At 55.5% G+C, this 20,203-nt stretch carries 17 protein-coding genes, 2 tRNA genes and 1 other RNA gene; 8 read left to right on the top strand and 12 right to left on the bottom strand.

Annotated features, from left to right (window positions below):
* Window positions 1-105: 105 nt before the first annotated feature.
* On the bottom strand, window positions 106-1,170 hold the full coding sequence (locus C0U40_RS07035; RefSeq protein ID WP_101655056.1) for a Hint domain-containing protein: 1,065 nt from the start codon (window positions 1,168-1,170) through the stop codon (window positions 106-108).
* 663 nt (window positions 1,171-1,833) lie between these two features.
* Window positions 1,834-3,225 carry a class II fumarate hydratase gene (gene fumC / locus C0U40_RS07030; RefSeq protein ID WP_101655055.1) on the bottom strand — a complete coding sequence of 464 codons (1,392 nt, stop codon included), beginning with the start codon at window positions 3,223-3,225 and terminating at the stop codon, window positions 1,834-1,836.
* Window positions 3,226-3,312: 87 nt separating this feature from the next.
* On the opposite strand from fumC, the gene C0U40_RS07025 reads away from it, so the two are divergent.
* Entirely contained in the window at window positions 3,313-4,950 is a 1,638-nt protein-coding gene (locus C0U40_RS07025) for a tetratricopeptide repeat protein (protein WP_101655417.1), read from the top strand.
* 57 nt (window positions 4,951-5,007) lie between these two features.
* Here the strand turns inward: C0U40_RS07025 and C0U40_RS07020 are convergent, their stop codons facing one another.
* The 3 genes from C0U40_RS07020 to C0U40_RS07010 all read right to left on the bottom strand — a co-directional run bounded on the left by C0U40_RS07020 (window position 5,008) and on the right by C0U40_RS07010 (window position 6,399).
* On the bottom strand, window positions 5,008-5,499 hold the full coding sequence (locus tag C0U40_RS07020; protein WP_101655054.1) for an SspB family protein: 492 nt from the start codon (window positions 5,497-5,499) through the stop codon (window positions 5,008-5,010).
* Window positions 5,500-5,643: 144 nt separating this feature from the next.
* Window positions 5,644-5,996, bottom strand: a transfer-messenger RNA (tmRNA) gene (ssrA, locus tag C0U40_RS07015).
* Entirely contained in the window at window positions 5,989-6,399 is a 411-nt protein-coding gene (locus C0U40_RS07010) for a winged helix-turn-helix domain-containing protein (RefSeq protein ID WP_180957646.1), read from the bottom strand. Before C0U40_RS07010 ends, ssrA begins: the two co-directional genes overlap by 8 nt.
* Window positions 6,400-6,491: 92 nt before the next feature.
* Between C0U40_RS07010 and C0U40_RS07005 the strand changes: the two genes are divergently transcribed.
* Window positions 6,492-7,325: a substrate-binding domain-containing protein gene (locus tag C0U40_RS07005; protein ID WP_101655053.1), complete on the top strand. Its 834-nt coding sequence runs from the start codon at window positions 6,492-6,494 to the stop codon at window positions 7,323-7,325.
* Between the two features lie 45 nt (window positions 7,326-7,370).
* Here the strand turns inward: C0U40_RS07005 and C0U40_RS07000 are convergent, their stop codons facing one another.
* From C0U40_RS07000 to C0U40_RS06990, 3 genes are read right to left on the bottom strand one after another with little or no spacing between them, the layout of a single operon-like run.
* Window positions 7,371-8,111, bottom strand: a complete 741-nt coding sequence (locus tag C0U40_RS07000) for a DUF1194 domain-containing protein (RefSeq protein WP_286134829.1) — start codon at window positions 8,109-8,111, stop codon at window positions 7,371-7,373.
* Between the two features lie 24 nt (window positions 8,112-8,135).
* Window positions 8,136-9,515 (bottom strand): surface lipoprotein assembly modifier, encoded by a 1,380-nt coding sequence (locus tag C0U40_RS06995; RefSeq protein WP_101655052.1) that lies wholly within the window; start codon window positions 9,513-9,515, stop codon window positions 8,136-8,138.
* A gap of 21 nt (window positions 9,516-9,536) precedes the next feature.
* The gene (locus C0U40_RS06990) at window positions 9,537-10,382 is read right to left on the bottom strand and encodes a hypothetical protein (protein ID WP_145991904.1); all 846 of its coding nucleotides are present in this window, start codon (window positions 10,380-10,382) and stop codon (window positions 9,537-9,539) included.
* Between the two features lie 226 nt (window positions 10,383-10,608).
* Here C0U40_RS06990 and thyX point away from each other — a divergent pair, with 226 nt between their 5' ends.
* From thyX to C0U40_RS06975, 3 genes are all read left to right on the top strand, one after another.
* Complete coding sequence (thyX, locus tag C0U40_RS06985) at window positions 10,609-11,523, top strand: FAD-dependent thymidylate synthase (RefSeq protein WP_101655050.1); 915 nt, start codon at window positions 10,609-10,611, stop codon at window positions 11,521-11,523.
* A 324-nt stretch (window positions 11,524-11,847) separates the two neighbouring features.
* Window positions 11,848-12,561, top strand: coding sequence for a hypothetical protein (locus C0U40_RS06980; protein WP_101655049.1), 714 nt, complete (start codon window positions 11,848-11,850; stop codon window positions 12,559-12,561).
* A gap of 382 nt (window positions 12,562-12,943) precedes the next feature.
* Complete coding sequence (locus tag C0U40_RS06975; RefSeq protein ID WP_101655048.1) at window positions 12,944-13,306, top strand: hypothetical protein; 363 nt, start codon at window positions 12,944-12,946, stop codon at window positions 13,304-13,306.
* Between the two features lie 229 nt (window positions 13,307-13,535).
* Here C0U40_RS06975 and C0U40_RS06970 read toward each other — a convergent pair whose 3' ends face one another.
* Window positions 13,536-14,507 (bottom strand): DUF3179 domain-containing protein, encoded by a 972-nt coding sequence (locus C0U40_RS06970; RefSeq protein ID WP_101655047.1) that lies wholly within the window; start codon window positions 14,505-14,507, stop codon window positions 13,536-13,538.
* Between the two features lie 222 nt (window positions 14,508-14,729).
* Here C0U40_RS06970 and C0U40_RS06965 point away from each other — a divergent pair.
* Window positions 14,730-14,804: transfer RNA gene (locus C0U40_RS06965), tRNA-Gln, on the top strand.
* A 158-nt stretch (window positions 14,805-14,962) separates the two neighbouring features.
* Complete coding sequence (locus C0U40_RS06960) at window positions 14,963-15,829, top strand: hypothetical protein (RefSeq protein WP_101655046.1); 867 nt, start codon at window positions 14,963-14,965, stop codon at window positions 15,827-15,829.
* 53 nt (window positions 15,830-15,882) lie between these two features.
* On the opposite strand, the gene C0U40_RS06955 is transcribed toward C0U40_RS06960, so the two are convergent.
* Window positions 15,883-15,957 (bottom strand) — tRNA-Gln (locus C0U40_RS06955).
* 98 nt (window positions 15,958-16,055) lie between these two features.
* Here C0U40_RS06955 and C0U40_RS06950 point away from each other — a divergent pair.
* Window positions 16,056-17,231 carry an NAD(P)/FAD-dependent oxidoreductase gene (locus tag C0U40_RS06950; protein WP_101655045.1) on the top strand — a complete coding sequence of 392 codons (1,176 nt, stop codon included), beginning with the start codon at window positions 16,056-16,058 and terminating at the stop codon, window positions 17,229-17,231.
* Window positions 17,232-17,235: 4 nt separating this feature from the next.
* Here C0U40_RS06950 and C0U40_RS06945 read toward each other — a convergent pair whose 3' ends face one another.
* Window positions 17,236-18,579 (bottom strand): mechanosensitive ion channel family protein, encoded by a 1,344-nt coding sequence (locus tag C0U40_RS06945; RefSeq protein WP_101655044.1) that lies wholly within the window; start codon window positions 18,577-18,579, stop codon window positions 17,236-17,238.
* Window positions 18,580-18,703: 124 nt separating this feature from the next.
* Window positions 18,704-20,200, bottom strand: coding sequence for a phosphomannomutase/phosphoglucomutase (locus C0U40_RS06940; RefSeq protein ID WP_101655043.1), 1,497 nt, complete (start codon window positions 20,198-20,200; stop codon window positions 18,704-18,706).
* Window positions 20,201-20,203: the final 3 nt, after the last annotated feature.

The raw sequence follows: 20,203 nt of genomic DNA, 5'->3' as shown, positions 1-20,203 counted from the left end.
CTTTTGCCGGATCGTTTTATGAACCCATCCTGCGCCAAGGCAGGGAAGTGTTCAATTCTGTAAATTCCTTATCGCATGTGTTTTCACCGGATAGAGTCTTTCTGGTCACATAGCGAACTGATTGGAGTCGTTAAGTAATTCACCGTCAGTGGCGGCTAGGCCGCCACCGCTGCGGCGCATAAACGCACGGGTTTCCTGTACCTTCAGACTAAGCCGCGCTGTGGGGCCGTAATCTGTAGGAGTGGTCTCCAGTTCGGGAAAGATTTCAAAGAGTTCAGTGCGGGCTTCATCGTCGATTGTATCAATCGCGTGGTGGCCCGGATGGAAGCTTTCGCTTGGTGTTCCATTGGCAAAAATGACTTCATGGCGGTCAAACAGGATATGGATGTAGTCCGTCTCGCGCATGCCGTAGTCCACCGTTATGGAGCTGTCGTTCAGCAAACCTTTAGCGGGCAGCAGCATTTCGGTTTCGCCAAAATCAAGCGTAGCCCGTTCGGAACGCACAAGCATCCGGTGTTGCGGCGATACCCACAAATCCCGTGTCGGCTGGCCCGGGCCGAAGGCGTCTTTCCGGATGCGGATCGGGCGCAGTTCGGGGTAGGCTTGCAAACGTGCGCCGGTCATTCTTTTACGGCCGATCCAGCGGATGGCCTGCAAACCGTTGTCGGCTGTGATTACCAGATCGCCCACCTGAAGATCCTGTACCTGAACCTGCCCGCGCGGGGTGGTAATCAATGCCCCCGGCGTGAAGCAGATGATGGACGGAATGGAGCTATAGGGAACGTCGGTGTTGCCGTTATAAAGCGAGACGTTGTAGAGCCACGTATTCTTCGTGAACTCGGGACCGGACAGTTGGACGACGCGATCCACATTATCGTCAACCCCGTCGTTTTTTGCGGTCAGATAAGCAAAGGTGACTGGCTCGTATGAACCGTTGACCCTGATATAGGCCGAGAAAATTTCGACGTTGTCGCCGGTAGAAGAATAGTCTGGCCAAGCGGAAGACGTGAAATCTTCACCGTCGATGGAAAATTGCACACCGGTATCGTCAGCGCCGGACTGTAGGAATCCGTCGTTGTCTTCAACAACAGCTGTTCCGCTCTTTTTCAGCCGCAGACTGCTGCTGTTTAACGGATCGCCGTTAACCTCAAAAAAGGTAAAATATGCCAATTTACCTGCCCGATACCCTTGGGCAGATAGACTCCCACCTTATGCTGGTGATGTAATCTGCTGCCCGCCTCTTCCCTTAACGCTTCTCTTGCGGAAGCTTGGGTTGTTCTAAAAACCTTAATGCAACTGCTGGGGTTGCACAAGAATTAAACCGCCAAGGGTCCGTTAACATTACTTGAATCGGCATAAATGCCATTGACCTGAGGGCATTCCTTGCATCTGGAACGGGCGGCTCCACCATGGGTGGCTGTGCTGCGGACAGTCTATCCGGAGGCGGCTATCCCGTAGGCGATTGCCTTATGCCTGTGGGCTGCCCGATACGCAAAGGCCGCACTTTTGATAGCGAATTCGTCCCGTAATACACCTGTCCCTAACCAGTCGGCACAGGAAGGAGCGGATCGCTCGCTGTCTGTATTTGGAAAGTCCTGCGCTTCACTGCTGTCGTCCGGGTGTTTTCCACTGGCAGTCCGGCCCGTGTATTTTGATGCTAAACTATAAGGAAATTTCATCGCTCACCCTGTTCTGACTGTTTCTCACCTTGGTCGTAACAGAGTTTTGCTGTGGATCGCGTTAATGCGCAAATTGATAGTAATTCGGTTTTTATTAAAAGAGCCGCCACTGCACGGGGCAGGGCGGCTCCTGATGTTCGCGGAGTGATCAGCCTTACTTGGGGCCGATCATATCCGCAGGTTGGACCACTTCGTCAAAGCGTTCTGCGGTCACAAAGCCGAGCTTCACAGCCTCTTCCTTCAGTGTCGTGCGGTTCTTGTGCGCAGTTTTGGCAACGGTTGTCGCGTTGTCATACCCGATCTCAGGTGCCAGTGCAGTAACCAGCATCAGGCTTTCCCACATCAGGTTTGAAATCCGCTCTTCGTCCGCTTCGATACCGTCGACACAGTTGTCGGTGAAGGCCACGGCTGCATCGCCCAGAAGCTGCATGGATTGCAAAACGTTATAGGCCATCATCGGCTTGTAGACGTTCAGTTCAAAGTGGCCTTGGGAGCCGGCAAAGCCGACGGCTGCGTCATTCCCGAAGACGTGGGCGCAAACCTGTGTCAGGGCTTCGCACTGGGTAGGGTTCACCTTGCCGGGCATGATGCTCGAACCCGGCTCGTTTTCGGGCAGCATCAGCTCGCCCAGACCACAGCGGGGGCCGGAACCAAGCAAACGGATGTCGTTGGCAATCTTGAACAGAGAGGCCGCAACAACCTTCAGCGCACCGGACATTTCCACATGGGCGTCATGGGCGGCGAGCGCTTCGAATTTGTTCGGGGCGGTGACAAAAGGCAGACCTGTGATCTCGGCCATATTTTTGGCAACCATCTCACCCCAGCCTTTGGGCGTGTTCAGTCCGGTGCCCACGGCGGTGCCGCCTTGGGCCAGCGGATAGATGTTTTCCAGCGCGTGCTTTACCCGTTTGATGCCCTGTTCCACCTGATAGGCATAGCCGCCGAATTCCTGTCCCAGAGTCAGGGGCGTTGCATCCTGCGTGTGGGTGCGGCCGATCTTGATGATGTCCTTGAAGGCTTCGGATTTTGCAGCCAGAGCGGCGTGCAGCTTCTCCAGACCGGGGATCAGCACGTCATGGGCTGTCATCGCAGCAGAGATGTGCATGGCAGTCGGGAAAGTGTCGTTGGATGACTGCCCCATGTTGCAGTGGTCGTTGGGGTGGACGGGTGTCTTGCTGCCCAGCTCACCGCCCAGAATTTCGATCGCACGGTTAGAAACAACTTCGTTTGCGTTCATGTTGGACTGTGTGCCTGAACCTGTCTGCCAGACCACCAGCGGGAAGTGATCATCGAGCTTGCCTTCTACCACTTCACCGGCGGCTTCGATCATCGCGTCGGCCAGTTCGGCGGGAATCTTGCCCAGTTCCTTGTTCGCCTGCGCACAGGCTTTCTTGATCACACCAAGGGCACGAACCACAGCAACCGGCTGTTTTTCCCAGCCAATCGGGAAGTTCTTCAGGCTGCGCTGGGTCTGTGCGCCCCAGTATTTGTCGGAAGGAACTTCCAACGGGCCAAAACTGTCTGTTTCTGTGCGGGTGTCGCTCATGATGCGCTCCTGTGTGAAAAAACTCGCTTCCATATACTGGGCGGGATGGTTCTTGCCAACGTCCAAAAGTCATACCAATGTGCAGCGATGAACAGCTATTACGATCTGGGCGCACATAGTCGCGCCATCACAACATCTTCCGATCAGGCGCAGCTCTGGTTCGATCGGGGACTGAACTGGACCTACGGGTTTAACCACAACGAAGCGATTGCCTGTTTTCAAAAGGCGCTGGAGTCCGATCCGGATTGCATTATGGCCCATTGGGGCATCTGCTATGCAATCGGACCGAACTATAATTATACTTGGCCGGATTATCCCTACACGGAAAAACAAAATGCGGTCGAAATGTTCAACCGGCATTATGCGGCTGCTTTAGCCGGGGTAGAGAAGGCGACACCTGAAGAACAAGCCTTGGTGCGCGCACTGGCGGCACGCAATATCGAACAGGCCGAGATAGAGGATTTCCAACCCTATACAGAAGCCTACGCAGAGGCCATGCGCGGGGTTTACCAGCAGTTTCCGACGGATCTTGATATTTGCGCCCTCACGGCCGAGGCCTTGATGGGGCGTACCCCTTGGATGCTCTGGAATTTGCAAACAGGTGCTCCCGCAGAGAACGCCAGCACGGCGGAAGCCATGACCTTAATGGAAACCGCCTTTGCCAATGATCCTGCGGCCATGGTTCATCCGGGGCTTTTGCATATGTACATTCACCTCATGGAAATGTCCCCCCACCCCGAGAAGGCTCTCAAAGCGGGGGATGCTCTTACCGGCCTCGTTCCGGATGCTGGGCACCTTCAACATATGGCAACCCATATTGATGTGCTTTGCGGGGAATACAGCAATGTTGTGGCGCGCAACCGGCGGGCGTGGCAGGCGGATCAGAAGTATCTGGCGGAACACGGGCCGTTTACCTTCTACACCACGTATATGTGTCACAATCTGCACTTCCAGCTTTATGGTGCCATGTTTCTCGGCCAGATCGGCCCTGCACTGGAAGCAGCGGACCATTTGGAAAACCTGCTGACACCTGAAGTCATCGAACCGGCGGCGGACTGGATAGAGAGCTATTTCCCGATGCGCTTGCATGCGCTGATCCGCTTTGGCCAGTGGGATGCGATCAAAGCCTATAACCCGCCCGAAGATGCAGAACTTTTTGCCTTCACACATGCGGTTTCGGCCTATGCCAAAGCGGTGGCCTGTGCTGCTAGTGGCGATGTGGCGGGCGCAGAACAGCACCGCGCGGCGTTTTATCCGGCCAAAGCCGCCGTGCCGGAAACGCGGGTGCTGTTTAACAACCTGTGTTCGGACATTCTGAACATCGGCACTGAAATGCTGGAAGGGGAGCTGGCCTACCGGAAAGGGGAGTATGATACGGCCTTTGCCCATTTGCGCCGCTCGGTTGAGCTGGATGACAATCTGCCGTATGAAGAACCGTGGGGATGGATGCAGCCCAGTCGCCATGCGCTCGGGGCGCTGCTGCTGGAGCAGGGTAGGGTAGAAGAAGCCGAAGCCGTCTATCGCGCCGATCTGGGGCTGGATGGCAAACTCGCGCGGGCCTGCCAGAACCCCGACAACGTCTGGGCGCTGCACGGGTTGCATGAATGTCTGATGAAAACCGGACAAGTGGCCGAGGCCCGTTTGATCAAGCAGCGGCTCGACATCGCAAACGCCCGCGCAGACCGCCCGATCCGTGCGTCCTGTTTCTGCCGGTTGGAACATTGAGAGAATTGCACAAAAAAGGGGCCAAGTGGCCCCTTTATGACTTAAAAGAAGTTAGCGTTACTGTTTTCGGAAACTGTCGAGTGACACGATTTCAGCTTCGCCTTTTGGCGGTTCATCAGTGTCGTCCTCGTCTTCCTCAATAACGATCATCGGGCTTTCGGGCACATCGTCGAATTCGTCTTCTTCGTCATCCTCATGGGTTTCAAAGCGCAGGCCGAATTCAACCGACGGGTCCACAAAAGTGCGGATCGCGTCAAATGGAATAACAAGTGGTTCGGGCTGGTCACCGAAATTCAGCGTCACGGCAAAACGGTCGTCACTCACTACGAGATTGTCAAACCAGTGCTGCATAACCACGGTCATGTCTTCAGGATAGCGTTCACGCAGCCAGTCCGCGATGTCGACACCGGGGTGGTTTGTATCAAAAGTGATGAAGAAATGGTGCTCCCCGGGGAGGTGCCCAGCTTTGGAAATGTCGATCAACAACTCTCGCATCAGGCCCCGCATGGCGCGGTGCATCAACTGGCCGTATGGAATGGTATCTGTCATTAGGTCTGCCAAGCGGTTTTTAGGGTCTTTTCCTTACAATAGCTGGTTCAGCCACTATGGAAAGTCCAACTTGGTGAAGAAATGCACCCGCGTGCGAAAAAACTGTTCTGTTGCCGCAGAAGAGAACACTTTGCGTGGGGGTAAAGTGCAGGCTTCTGTTGCCAGGTGCCTGCGGACCCCGCCTAGGCTGCAAAGCCTAGGACTAAGTTTTCAGTATTCCGCACTGCTTACGCAGCGAGGGCAACTGGAGCTCTGTTGTCATTTGCAACTAGCTTAAATGTACCGATAACGGTGGTAACTCACCGAGTAAAAGCTAACATCTTTAGACGTCCGTCGATCCTGTTTCGACCCCGTACCCCCTGCAAAGACAGGTGTTTTGGTGGAGTCGCCGGGTACCGCCCCCGGGTCCGATCCGTTTATTACATGCGCGTTTATCACCATAGTCCCGCAAGCGGAACATCCCTGATATAGGGCGGCTCTGGTGGTGTTTCAAGAGGTTTCACCGGATGCTTCGGGCAAAGGGGCGCGGTTCTGGTGTTCTTCAAGCCAGTCAAGGAAATCTGCCGCGCTCCGGTTCATGGCGGTTTCAAAGGCCGCGTGTCGCTTCACCAGTGCGGTCCCGAGCGCGGTGAGCCTGCTGCCACTTTTGTTGCCGCCCCGTTCGGTGATCAAAAGCGGGCTGTCGAACATCCGTTGGGTGGTTTCGATCAGGAACAGAGCACGGCGATAGCCGAGCCCCATTTCTTTGGCGGCAGCGCTGATCGAGCCTGTTTCTGCAATGCGGCGCAGCAGTTCGATCTTGCCTGCGCCGATCATGTCGTTGCGTACAAGAACCTTGGCCCTTAACTGGGGCGTGTTTGCAATACGTTCGGCGCGGCGGTTGTTTTTCTTGATGCTCATTTGTCTTCTGGCTTGCGTGTGGACCGCGTAGGGGCTACCGCTTGACCATTATGCTAAGTTTAGCACAATGGATTCTAGAGCGGAGGCACACCATGCGTATTTCCAAATTTCTTGGCAGTCTTGCGGCCTTTGCCCTTGCTGGCAACCTCGTTCTGGCCGACCCGGCGCGGGTTTTGGTGCAATCGACCACATCGACGGAAAATTCGGGGCTTTATGCTTATCTGCTGCCCTTGTTCGAAGCAGAAACCGGATTGCGGGTGGATGTCGTTTCGGTCGGTACCGGTCAGGCGATCAAAAATGCAAGGAACGGCGATGCAGATGTGTTGCTGGTCCATGCCAAAGCTGCGGAAGAGGCTTTTGTGGCGGAAGGCTACGGGGTGCAACGCTTTGATTTGATGTACAACGATTTCGTATTGGTGGGGCCTGCGTCCGACCCAGATGCGTTGCGCTCTGCCAAGACCCTGACCGAAGTGCTTGTGCAAATTGCCGGCAGTGGCACGCCGTTCTTTTCCCGTGGGGATGACAGTGGCACCCACAAAAAAGAACGCAGCCTTTGGGCCGGTGCTGGTGTGGATGTGGAAACTGAAACGGGGCAATGGTACCGTGAAACTGGGGCAGGCATGGGGGCGACCCTGCGCATTGCGGTGGAATCAGAGGGATATACCCTTACAGATCGCGCAACATGGATCGCCTTCGCCGGAAAGGATCAACACGAGATCCTCTTTGCGGGAGACGCGTCGTTATTTAATCAATACGGCATCATTGCAGTTAATCCTGAACGCCATCCGCATGTGAATGCAAATGGAGCACAACAGTTCATCGGCTGGATGCTCTCAAAGGAAGGCCAGTCGCTGATCGGGGCTTACACACGGGACGGACAGCAGTTGTTTTTTCCGAACGGTGAGAAAGAAACCGGAACGCACTGACACCTGAGAGCGGCTTTGGAGTATTTAGCGAACATTGAAGGCGGATTATCCGTCTTCTCTGGTTTCAGACCCTCGGGCGAGCTGTTTGTTAACTTCGCGGATTAGCTTGCGGCGGATTTTTTCGGGATAATCGGAAAAGCCGAAGGCGGGCAGGACGAAGGCGTTCGGGCCAGCGATGACGTTCTTGCGGTAGTATTCTGTAAGCTGCGCTGTCTCCCCTTCGATGGAAAGGCCGTTAATCACGTAGCCTGCCGCGGCAAGGATTTCCTTGATTTCTTCAGGGGGCGCGCCTTCGTTCGACGTTCCGTCACCGGAAACATCAATGACACGGCGGGTGCAATCCGCGACCGGGGCAAAGCGGTTTGCGGTAAAAATAAGCGCCTCACCGATACCGGTTGAAAAGTTGCGCCACTGGCGGGGGACTGTTTCGACGGCTCTTGCAAAATGCTCTACATCGGACGGGGAGGCCAGCCGCTGCCAGTCTACCACAACAGTTTGCCGCGAACTACCGGACCAGAGCACTACCATCACGGCGGCTTCTTCGGCAATCAGGGCATCGGCCACCAGTCCGTCCCGAAGGGCAGCGGCGAGCCCGCCCATTTGCAGATCATATTCCCGATCATCGACAGAGCCGGATACATCCACCGCCAGAGCCAGCGCGATGCCGCAGGCCTGCGCCATCGAAGCAACCGGCCACATCAGGGCGATCAGCGTTATCGCGTGTAAATGGTGGCGGACTGTTTCCATCAGCGCCCCTTTAAAGTTCGGGGCCAGTTTAGCCTGCATTCCGCTTTCCGGCAAATCCGTCGGTCAGAAAGTGGATTTGAACCCGATGTTCATCCGCAAATCCTTGGTCGAATAGATCGGAACGGTGGAATTTGTCTTACTCGCGCTGAGATTTAAGGTAGGGGCGAAGCCGTAATAATTTACTTTTGGAAAGAGCAGCGATACCGCAGCGCGGGCCCGTTCGTCCACCCGCTCGACACCGGCGATACGCAGGCGCGGGTATTCTGTGCGCTCTGCCGAAAGAGAGAAGGACGGAACCACATCCACCGGCAGCGGTGGCGGGGTATAGGTGACCTGACCACCTGTAATACGGCTTTCCACCAGATTGGATTGGGAGGACGTGTCGCGCACATAAATTCCGTAACCGACCCGCGCGCGGTTTTTGAACCTGTGCTGCATTTCAACGTTGAGGCTGGCAATGTTTGCAGTGGAGATCGCCGCATCAAGTCGGTTCTGACGCTCCAGTTCCAGCGAGCCGCGCAGTCTTGTGGTTTTGGAGATGTTATAATCCTGACCGGCTCCGACCCGAATGTAGTTGGACAGGGGGCTGCCGCCGTACCAGCTCCGCCCGAGAGCAAGATCAAAGCGGGTCGCGCCGAAACCCGGTGTCTGACCGCTGTCGGGATAGAGCGTTATTCCGGCCTGAACCTCTACGGCCGCATAGGAGAAATCCGATCCGGTTTTGCCGGACCCGAGTGCTTTGGAGGCACTTGAAAGTTTGTAAGTGGTGCCGGTTGCACTGAACCCGAGCCGCAGAAGCGTCGTATCGTTCAGCGCCTTGTTATAACGCGTAGTCATCCCGAGCCGGAAACCCGTGCCCGAATGGGGCTGGCCTGATGCAGGCACGCGGAAGGGCAGGCCGCCAATCACCAGTGCATCGTTGGTCGATCCGTTGTTGATGTTGGAAGAGGGAAAAACAGAGAAAGACAGTGCCGTTGCCAGCGGTTTGCTGCGACGCACAAAGTTGAAATCCCGCTTGGCCAGCCGCCGCGCCTGCGCATCCGGAGCATTTTGTGCCGCGCGGCGTAGCCAGAATTGCGCGCGCAGCTTGGCCCCGTCTGCAAAATAGCTTTTTGCGACCAGATGGGCGGCGTTAAACCTGTGTTCGGGCGTTTGGGCAAGGGACCAGGCTTTCAGCGCCGCGCCTTTCGCGGCTTTGGGTTGTTGCAGGCTGCGCAGGGCTTCGCCGCGCAGCAGGTTTGCCTCGAAACTGTCGGGATCACGCTTGTTCAGGGCGTATGCGACTTGCAGGGTGATATGGGGGCGGTTCTGCTGAAGGGACCGCCACGCAAAGGCGCGGGCCTCTTCGGGGGACATGGAAAGGGGGGCGGCAAAACCGACGGAAACGGCCAACCCGAGGCTGACCGTTCCAAGTGTAGCAAGTCTGGTAAGTAAACGCCGCATCCCCCGCGCGGTCCCTTACAATCAGCGTTCGACAGCCGTGAAAACGCCCAACTCGCGGGTCTCATCCCGCTCCAGGATCAGATAACCCGCCGTTTCATCTGCCGTATCACCGCCAAGAATGCCGGAATAGGTACCTTCGGAGGTTACTTCATCATTGGTTTGGGAAACCGAACCGTTGAAGACACCAGAACTGCGGTCGATCGATGTATTGGCCAGCGTAATATCGGTTCCGGCATCCATCCCCAGACCGTCTTCTGTCACGCGGCGCTTGGTGATGCTTCCGCGGATGGTATCGTCGGAAAAATCTGCTTCCAATGCAGCATCGCCAACAATGACATCCATACCGCCGCTCTCCTCGCTTGTGCGGGTGCCGAGGTATTCACCTTCGTAGAAGGCGCGCTGGTTTTCTGTCGGCAGGGTCGTGGTGCCGGTGCGTGTATAAGCAGCACCGCTGTAACCGTGGCCTTTGTATTCGCCGCTGTTCACAACGACGACGGATACGGCACCGCTATCGGTTTCGCGGGTATAGGCGGTGTAATCGTCAAAGCCGCGTTTGCTGGAGTAGGCGCGATAGGCGCTTTCATCACGGCTGGCCGTGCGGTCAAGGCGGCTTTCGAACACCTCGTCATCGAATGGAATATTCTCAACGATGATCTGGTCCGCTTCGCTGTCATATTCCAGACGCGTTGCCTGATTATCACCTTCCAGCAGGATGTGGGCTGGTCCGGTATCGATGACAACTTCTTCTTCGGTGCCACCATCGGTTCCGTCGGTGCCGCCGGTATCATCAGAGCCGCTGTCAGTTGAACCACCACATGCGGATAAGAACACAGCCACGGACGCTGCTGCTGCCAATGAGAATCTCATTTTCAATTCCTGCTTTTTTTTGTTTTTGAACTGCCTCGTTGCCACCACTAACCGGAAAGCTGCGGATTCTGTCAATCTTTTCAAACTCTCAGGCAGTGAACCTGTTGCAAAACTATCGCGGGCCGTGACTTTGGAATTTTCCGCAGATTCCGCCACATATCGAGTTTATTGAAGCGGATCTTCTAGATATAGTGGCCAGCGAGTCAGGAACACAGGAACACAGCAGATGCCAATTACCGCGGAACAGCAGGCCGAAATCAGCGAGCAACGGGCGCAATCCGCGCCGACCCGACGTGTTGTTGCACCGGGAATGGAGCAGCATCTTTATACTGCCCAGCCGGTTCTGGACCACGGATTTGTCCGCGTAATTGATTATATGGGCGATGATGCAGCGATTACACAGGCGGCGCGCGTGTCCTACGGTAAGGGCACGAAAGCGGTCCAGAATGACGAAGGTCTGATCCGGTATCTGATGCGGCACTGGCACTCCACACCGTTTGAGATGTGCGAGATCAAGCTGCACGTCAAACTGCCGGTGTTTGTGGCGCGTCAGTGGATCCGCCATCGCACCGCGAATGTGAATGAATATTCCGCCCGATATTCGATTCTGGACCGTGAATTTTACATTCCTGCAGAAGAACACCTCGCCAAACAGAGCGTGATCAACAATCAGGGGCGCGGTGAGACACTGACGGGTGAAGATGCGCAGCGGGTGCTTGAGATGCTCAAGGCAGACAGTGCTCGGGCCTATGACCATTACGCCACCATGATCGACGAGGGCGAAGATGGCAACGGCATCGCGCTGGCCCGTGAACTTGCGCGGATGAACCTGCCTGCCAATATTTATACCCAATGGTACTGGAAGGTGGACCTGCACAACCTGTTCCATTTCCTGCGTCTGCGGGCAGATTCCCACGCCCAGTATGAAATCCGCGTCTATGCCGAAGAAATCTGCCGTCTGGTGGCGGATTGGGTGCCCTACGCCTACAAAGCCTTTGAGGATTACCGTCTGGGTGGCGCACAACTGTCCCAACCAGCGGTCGAGGCACTGCGCAAGATGCTGAAAGGCGAAAAGGTAGAAGCCGCAGATGTGGGCATGAGCGCACGGGAATGGCGCGAATTTATGGATATTGTCAGCTAGGCGGTTTCTAAAACGAGAGTGTAGCGCGGGGCCGGACTGCCGGTGAGCATGGCGCTATGTTTAAGTGAGGCTTCCGAAGAAATGTTCGGGAGTCTTCTGCGTAGTAGGTCGGCGCAGCGGGACGGAGTTGTCGCCGGTATGGCTATATTGAAAGATTGCTTTTGCATTGCTCCTCCCCAAAAGTGGCCATTTTTGACGTTGAGCAAAAGACATTAGTTCTATCCTGACTGTTCAGTCGGCATTGTGTTGGACTCTAATACTTGACTACGGTCCTTGAGTTTTCCATGCTGTTCTCCATTAATACTTTTAAACAGGATTTCATCCATGCCTTTGCCTCTGTTCGCCATTGCAATCCCAGTTCTGCATTCGTCCGGAGCATGGATCGCTTCCACTGGTGCTGCTGGATACATCGCGGGTACTTTGTCCAGCACTTGGATCGGCGCATTTGTTCTGGGGAATGGCACTCTGCTAAGCAGCTTAGGTCTTGTATCTGCCGCAGGCATCTTCGGAGCTACTGGCGGCCTAGCAGCAGTAACTTCCAGTGCCGCGCTGTCAGTTGGATCTGCATTGACTGCGGTCGGCCTAGGCGGAGTTGCAAGCTCACTCGGAATCGCACCTGTTGCAACTTTTCTAGGCCTCACCCCAGTCGGATGGGCCTTGGCAGGAACCACCGTGGCAATTACTTCCACTCTAGGCTTCTATTTCACCCGCAAAACAATGCGACGGATTAACGAAGAGCGTGAGAAAGGCTGCCTTGAGCCCATCTCGATAACCCAGATCGTGAAGGAAGTCCGTCTTCTTGAAGCACAGTCATTGAAAGCCATTCTCATGCGGTTGTCCCTTGAAATGGACTCCGTTCAACTTTCCGATGATGAAAAAGACGTATCAATTGATGGTCAAGTTTTTTCGGTTCACCGATTGAAATATGTAGTCAATGCGGATGGCTCTGAGGAGCTAGTTTTTGTCACAAGGATTGGACGCAAGAGAACAATATTTTTGATAAAAGCGGCGTCTGAACCTGGTGGTCAGCCAGCTTAACGAAATGCCTGGTTGCTAACAAAATGTGCAAGAAACTTCGTCTTGGCATATCCGCAAATCAGTTTATTTAACGTTGTCGGGTACCCGTTCAAAAAATAAACGGTTTTATAAGATTTCGTCCTCCATCTGTTAGTTTACATTAATCAAATTTTAGAAATTCGCTAAAATGCCCCCGAACCGGACAGCGCTTCTTGCATTAAAGCGCTCTATTGCACCGTGAAGTGCAAATGGACGGGCCTTCGCGTCCTTGCTTTATGACGAATCCCGTTCGGCTCGGCCAAGTTCCAAACCGGACATTGCGTTTGTGTTATGCGTAACCTGCATGACTGCACTGCAATAATCCACAGTTGTTCCTACACTGTTGCGGACCGATAGTCATACCATGATGACCTTTGGTTCCAGTCTCAGGCGCTATCTTCGCGTTCTTTGCCTTTGGCTGCTGGCGTTTGCGCTGGCGGGTAGCTTTGGCGCGGGTGATGGATGGGACGACACGTCTCGCGCAACACTTTTAGAGCGTATTGATACGCCTGACCGCATCGCCTCTCAGGGCAGCAGACAGGCTGTGCTGGCGCTGGCGGGGGATGAGGTGCAGGGCGGGGATGATCCCTTGTCCGGCGCAGTTGTGCTGGCAGCTTTGGACCCTGCGCAGGGCGTGCGGCTCGCCGTAACAAGCAGCAATGGTGCTTTGCGCGACAAGCGGTTCTACCTGCGCACACCGATCCGCGCGCCGCCCTTTACTGTGTAATCGCCCCTTTATGGGGATCGCAGCCGGACAGATAAAACCTCCGGCGCAAATTGATCACACAGACGAAAGAAATCTAATGAAAGACAATAGTCGGACGCACATCATTGCGTCCTGGATCCTGAGCATCGTGATGATGGCTCTGCTGGTCGCACTTGGCCAGCTCGCGCTTGATCTGCTTTAAGCTGAGCGCACCACATACAGGCGGTGGCGGCTGTCTTGCGGCCACCGTCTAAGGCGCGATCATCCAGTGTCCGTTCGGCCAGAAGGCATGGAAAGCGAAGGCAAACATCACGTCATGCACCACGTCACTTCCTTGCGCATCGCGTACACGGATGCTGCCGACGTCCCTGCCGCGGGCGATCTCTCCGGTGTCCAGCGCCGAGGCCTGGCCAGATTCCCAGCTAATTCGGACTCCGGCTTCGTTGATGCCACCTGATTCACGCACGCGGGCGACCGGCCAGGCCCTGTCACCAACCCGTACCACCCGCGCCACAGGGGAAATTCCGTGGGGTGGCATTTCTCCGTTATACAGGAACGGGCGGGCGGAACTGTCATACCCCTGATAAGGATTGCGCCCGTAAGGGCGGCGTTGCGCGGGCGCTTTCATGACAAGACCCGAGTCCTGATTGCGTGTTTTGAACTGGTTCCAACTTTCCATCCAGCCCGGAATCATCGCAAGTTCGGTGCCCGTCAGATCCCCGACAATGGCAATACCAACGGCCTGCTGCCACCAGCTTTCGGTTTCCCGATCGAACATCACCATATCCGAATTGCGCAGCTTGCCCGAAACCCCGAAGGTCAGCACGCCATGCTTTGTCCGCCGGTCGAATGTCACGCCGGAATTGCACAGGGGGCAAAAGGTTACCGCAACCGGCACACCGCCAATGGTGTCATTCACAATCTCGTGCCAGATAAGATACCGGATCGGATAGGCCCTTTCGCTTTCTCCTGAAATCGCAACCGTCATTACAGGTTCATTCGGTTGAAGTTCGGTTTCCAAGGTAGCTTTGTGAAACTCCGGCGCATTTATGGCGGGAATACCATCCCTTGGCGGTCCACCGGACTGGATCTCCCCCCAGTTTTCTATATTTTTCTTGCTGAAATCGGTTTCAGGCCATTCGCGGTTCCAAGACGTCGGGTCGGACAGCACGGGCGTTGCAGCCAGTACAACCGTGGCAACCAGTGACAAAACTCTGTGCATGTTTCTACTCCCCCCAGAATATGCAGACGTTTCCAGCATGCCCGCGAGGGAAAGCTCTGCATAGGTCTGCCACGGGATTGTGAGAATGCGGCATCCGGTTTTCACCTGCAAATTGCAGAGATGCTTTATACAAGGGCACAAAAAAAACTGGTTGAAAGAGCCGGATTTTTCTCAATTTTACCCTTGCAGCCCGAAAGCTGTGGCGCTAAATACAGCCTCAGTTGGGACGTGGCCTAGTGGTAGGGCAACGCTTTTTGGTAGCGCAGATCGTAGGTTCGAATCCTACCGTCCCAGCCAACTTCTTAATCTCGCATGATCGTTTCTTAGGCAGTAAGTGAATTTCGCTTGGGCCTATTTATGTATATCGTCGCTTGCGACAGTGATGCTTGTTGAGCCTCTCCGGTCACTAGTCTAGCGTAACGCGCAATCCGAAGTCCAAAGAGAACCTTTCATCTATGTCCGAGACCACCGAAACGGCTGCCAGCCCAAAAGATGCCAAAGTCTACAGCACAGTTCAGGAAATACCCGAAGGCACTGCCGGACTGGTTGAAGGACAATACGTCTGGAAGGGCGAAGACCGGTCCCGCGTTTTCATTTTCTTCTGTGGCGCGGTCAGTGGCAAGATGATCCCGCTTTCGCCGATTTTTCAACGTTGGAAGTGGGTTCACAAGTTTTCCCATTCCGTTGTCATCGCCCATGACCCGCTCATCAAAAGCAGCGGAAAGCTGCAGCTGGCTTGGTACACCGGGACCAATAACGGCGCGGATTTTGACGAAATTGTTTCCGTTCCCCTGCGGTTGGCACGCAGTCTTACAGACGGAGAGGTTTGCGCCTTTGGCAGTTCAGGAGGCGGTTTTGCGGCCCTGATGGCAACGGTGCGCAACCATGTGGACAGTACGCTTGCGATTAATCCGCAAACAAATGTGCTGCGGTACCACCCCCATATGCGCGAAACCTTTCTTCGCACCTATTTGGAAGAACCAAAGAGCTTGCAGCAGTCCGATTATGAAAGGCTTTCCATCAGTGGTTCGCTTTGGCGGTATTATGACCGGTGCAGGACACAGGTTGTTGTAAACACACATGATTCCCTGCACTATAATTCACACGTCCTGCCGTTGAGCCGTGCTGTAGCGCAGCAGAATCTCAACAGCTTTTCGTTCGACACTTACGACGACAAGAAAAACGGGCATAACCCGCCATCCATGAACCGCACGCTCTGGCTGATCAACCGCTGGTGGCCCAAAGCAATTGCCGGACCATACAGAAAAGAGGTGCAAGGCATGAAATCTCTTAAAACACTGAAAGATCCCGGCGCTGTCTAATGGGGCGGATTAGAGCAGTGCCATTTCGTTATTCGATTGCAAGTGCAGAGAGTTGGCTGGGACGGTAGGATTCGAACCTACGATCTGCGCTACCAAAAAGCGTTGCCCTACCACTAGGCCACGTCCCAACTGGGGCGCTGTTTAACCGTAACCTTGCCGGTCTGCAAAGGGTAATTTGCGAAAAAGCACCACTTGTTTTGAACGGGGCTGCTGGATAAGGCAGGGCATGGAAAAATTTGACGTTTGTATCGTAGGGGCGGGCGCAGCAGGGCTGATGTGCGCGATTGAATCGGGTCGCCGCGGCCGGTCTGTGGTTTTGCTGGATCACAGCAAGGCGCCGGCGGAGAAGATCCGCATTTCCGGCGGCGGGCGCTGTAATTTCACGAATCTGGACATCCGGCCCGAACGGTTTCTGTCGAATAATCCGCATTTCGCAAAATCCGCGCTCAGCCGCTATACGCAGTTCGATTTTATAGACAAGGTCGCCAGCCACAATATTCCCTATCACGAGAAAACGCTCGGCCAGTTGTTCTGTGATGTTTCCGCCAAAGACATCATATCGATGCTTCTGGAAGAGGCGCGTCAGGCAGGGGTGGTGTTGCGCCTGAATACCTCGGTGGCTGACCTTTCCGAAGGGGAGGGATTTAAGCTCGGAACTTCAGGTGGGGGTATCGTAGCGGAATCACTGGTAATTGCCACAGGCGGGAAATCGATTCCCAAGATGGGTGCTACAGGCTGGGGCTATCAGATTGCCCGCCAGTTTGACCTGCCTGTTGTGGAAACCCGACCCGGCCTTGTGCCGCTTACCTTTGCAGAGCAGGACCTGCAGCAGACAAAACCGCTCGCGGGGGTGTCCGTGCAGGCAAGGGTGAGTACACCGCAGATCGGATTTGACGAAGGGCTGCTATTTACTCATCGCGGCCTTTCCGGCCCTTCCATTCTACAAATTTCCTCTTACTGGCGGGAAGGGGACGGGATTTTCATCGATCTTGCCGCTGGCGAAAACACTTTGGAGACCCTTCGAAGCGCGCGCAGCCATAAGGGGCGTGTATCGCCGGCCAAAGCGTTGGCGCAAATCGTACCTTCACGACTGGCGGAGCAAATTCTCAAAGATGTGCCGTTGAAGGGGAATCTGGCGGATCAGAGCGATGCAAGCCTGCAATTGCTACATGAACGTGTACACCGCTGGGCGGTAAAACCGGTGGGATCAGAGGGGTATCGCACGGCAGAAGTCACCCTTGGCGGCGTGGATACTTCGGCGCTGGACGCCAAAACCATGGCGGTGCGAAAACGTCCCAACCTGTTCTTTATCGGGGAAGTGGTGGATGTAACCGGCTGGCTTGGCGGGTATAACTTCCAGTGGGCATGGTCGTCGGGCTGGGCGGCAGGGCAGGTGGCTTAGGCGTTCACTCCTCAGGCGCCTGACGTGTCAGCAGGTCGTTGTCCTGTCGGGCATCCCGTTCTTCGTTCACGATGTCATCCAGCGCCTCGTCCGCGCTGACATCTTTCAGGTCTACCTGCTCGGGCGTCTTGCCCGCTGCCGGTTTGGCCTTGCCCTGCGTTTGGTTGTTCGACGCTGCGGTGGAGCTTCCAGCGCTCTGCGAAACCAAGCGATAAGTCGGTTCCGGCATTTCCACACCGGCCTCTTCCAGCGCGGTTTTGATCACTTCGATCGCCTCGCCTCTGGCCAGTACGAGCGAGCTGTCCTGTTGGTTCACCCAGCCCGCACAGCGCAAAGTGATCGTGCTGTCACCCAAGCCTTCGACCCAGACACCTGGTGCTGGGGCTTCAATCACAAAGGGCAGGCTTTGCAAGGCGTTCAGGGCAATCTGGCGGGCTTCTGTCAGGTCAGTGTCTCCGGCAACACCGAAATCAATCACAAAGCGCCGTTCCGCATTGCGCGAGTAGTTCACGATCCGGCTTTTGAACACGGTAGAGTTGGGAATGCGTATGTGATTGCCGTCAAACGACAAAAGGATGGTGGCGCGGCTGGTCAGGCGGATCACCATGCCTTCATCGCCGTTGATTTCGATGCTGTCATTCGGGCGGAAGGGTTGGCGGATTGACAGCATGATGGATGCGATGAAGTTTTCAACCGTGTCGCGCACCGCAAAACCGATGGCCAGACCGATGATCCCTGCTGCGCCCAGAATTGTGGACAGCAGGGCGGTGGCGTTCAGAATGTCGAGCGCCACGACAAGTCCGGCAATTAGAAAGACCAGCCGGATTATCTGGCGATAGATGTCCGCTATGAACATATTCGGTGCGAGCCGGTCCCAAGGCTGCTTCATTCGCGCCAGAAGAATCCCGAGCGCGGCAACAATGGCAAATGCAGTCAGTGCAACCATCAACAGAGGCAGGTAGGCGATACTACGCTGCATCCGGTCGCTGAACCGCTCCATCAGGGGATCGAGCCGTTCCATCAGGTCGGTGCTTTCGATCACGCGGTTTTCCACCGCAACAACCCCTTCAACGCGGTTGACCAATTCCCCGACCGCCGTAACAGAGGCCGCATCCAGCGTGGTTCCACGCAGCAAAACGATCCCGTTGCTCACACTGACAGTGACGTTGGAGTAAACTTCGAGCTCTTCCAGAATATCGCGGATACGTGTCGCAATCGCGGCATCGGTTGCGGCGTTGTCTTCTACCGCGATTTGTCCGGCCGGTTGATCGGATTCTGCCGTCTGGGCGGAAGCAGGTACCGCGACATTCAACGCAAACAAAAACGGGAGCAGCAAGAAAAGGCGCATCTGGAGTCTCTTTAACCAATATGTTTAAGAAAACCTTGCATATCGGGCGCAAAAGTCAAACCAACGGATGCAAAAAAAGGCCGCCGGAAACGACAGGCGGCCTTAAATTCCGGTTGTGTAACGATCAGATCGTCTGGTCGTAGTCGCCAACGGCCGGTTCGGTACGGATAACCGCGTCCAGATCGGCAAAGATCGCGCGCATTTCCGCGTCGCTTTCGGGGCTTTCACAGACAACCACGAGATTCGGGGTGTTGGAAGAAGCCCGTACCAGACCCCAAGCGCCGTTTTCCAGCATTACGCGGGCACCGTTTACTGTCACAACATTTATGATCTTGCGTCCGCCAAGGCTGCCACCTTCGTCAGACATTGCGACCAGCTTTTGCACCAACCGGTCCAGAACATCGTATTTTTCCGTGTCGGAACAATAAGGAGACATGGTCGGTGTAGCATAGGTCACGGGCAGGGCACGGCGCAGGTCCGCCATGGACATATCGGGGTTGCGATCCAGCAGCTTGCACATTTCCACCGCCACGCGCATGCCGCAGTCATACCCGCGACCCACAGGTTCGGCGAGGAAATAGTGGCCGGATTTTTCAAAACCTGCCAGCGCGCCGAGTTCCTTGACCCGCCGCTTCATGTGGCTGTGGCCGGTTTTCCAATAATCTGCCTTTGCGCCGTGCTTTTTCAGCTCCGGATCGCTGGCGAAAAGGCCGGTGGATTTCACATCGGCCACGAAAGTCGAACCGGGGTAGAGCTTAGACAGGTCGCGGGCCATGATAACGCCCACTTTGTCGGCAAAGATTTCCTCGCCCTCATTGTCCACAACACCACAACGATCGCCGTCACCGTCAAAGCCAAGCGCCAGATCGGCGCCGCTTTCTTTAACCGAAGCCGCCATATCGTGCAGCATTTCCATCGCTTCGGGGTTCGGGTTGTAGTTGGGGAAGGTGTAATCCAGCGCATTGTGCGAGGGGACGACCTCTACGCCGATGCGTTCCAGAATCATCGGTGCAAAAGCGCTGGCAGTGCCGTTGCCGGTTGCGCAGACAACGCGCAGTTTGCGGGTCATTTTGAAATCGCCGCACAGATCGTCGATATAGGCTTCGCGCACGCCGTCCACAAATTCGTAAGATCCGCCTTCACGGGCCACTTGTTCGCCGTTCAACACGATTTCGCGCAGGCGTCCCATTTCGTCAGGGCCATGGGTCAGTGGACGTTGGAAACCCATCTTCACACCGGTCCAGCCATTCGGATTGTGACTGGCCGTGACCATTGCTACGGCGGGTGCGTCCAGATGGAACTGGCTGAAATAAGCCATAGGGGACAGGGCAGGGCCGATGTCTCGCACGCGGATACCGGCCCGCATCAGGCCCAGCATCAGCGCGTTTTTGATTGTCAGGGAATAGTCGCGGTAATCGTTGCCAACGGCGATAACAGGTTCGATCCCTGCCTCGTACATCTGGGTGCCAAGACCCATGCCAAGGGCCGTAATACCAGGCAGGTTAATGTCGTCGGGGTATTTCCAGCGGGCGTCATATTCGCGAAAACCCGTTGGGGTAATCATCGGGTCGCGCAGGAATTCCCACGTGTTCTGGGCCACTGTTGCCGCAGGTTTCGTCATGGA

It is taken from the genome of Neptunicoccus cionae (assembly GCF_002860325.1).
GTDB lineage: Bacteria > Pseudomonadota > Alphaproteobacteria > Rhodobacterales > Rhodobacteraceae > Amylibacter > Amylibacter lutimaris.
Note: the sequence above shows the minus strand (reverse complement) of the source record. Positions and strands in the feature narration are given on the sequence as shown.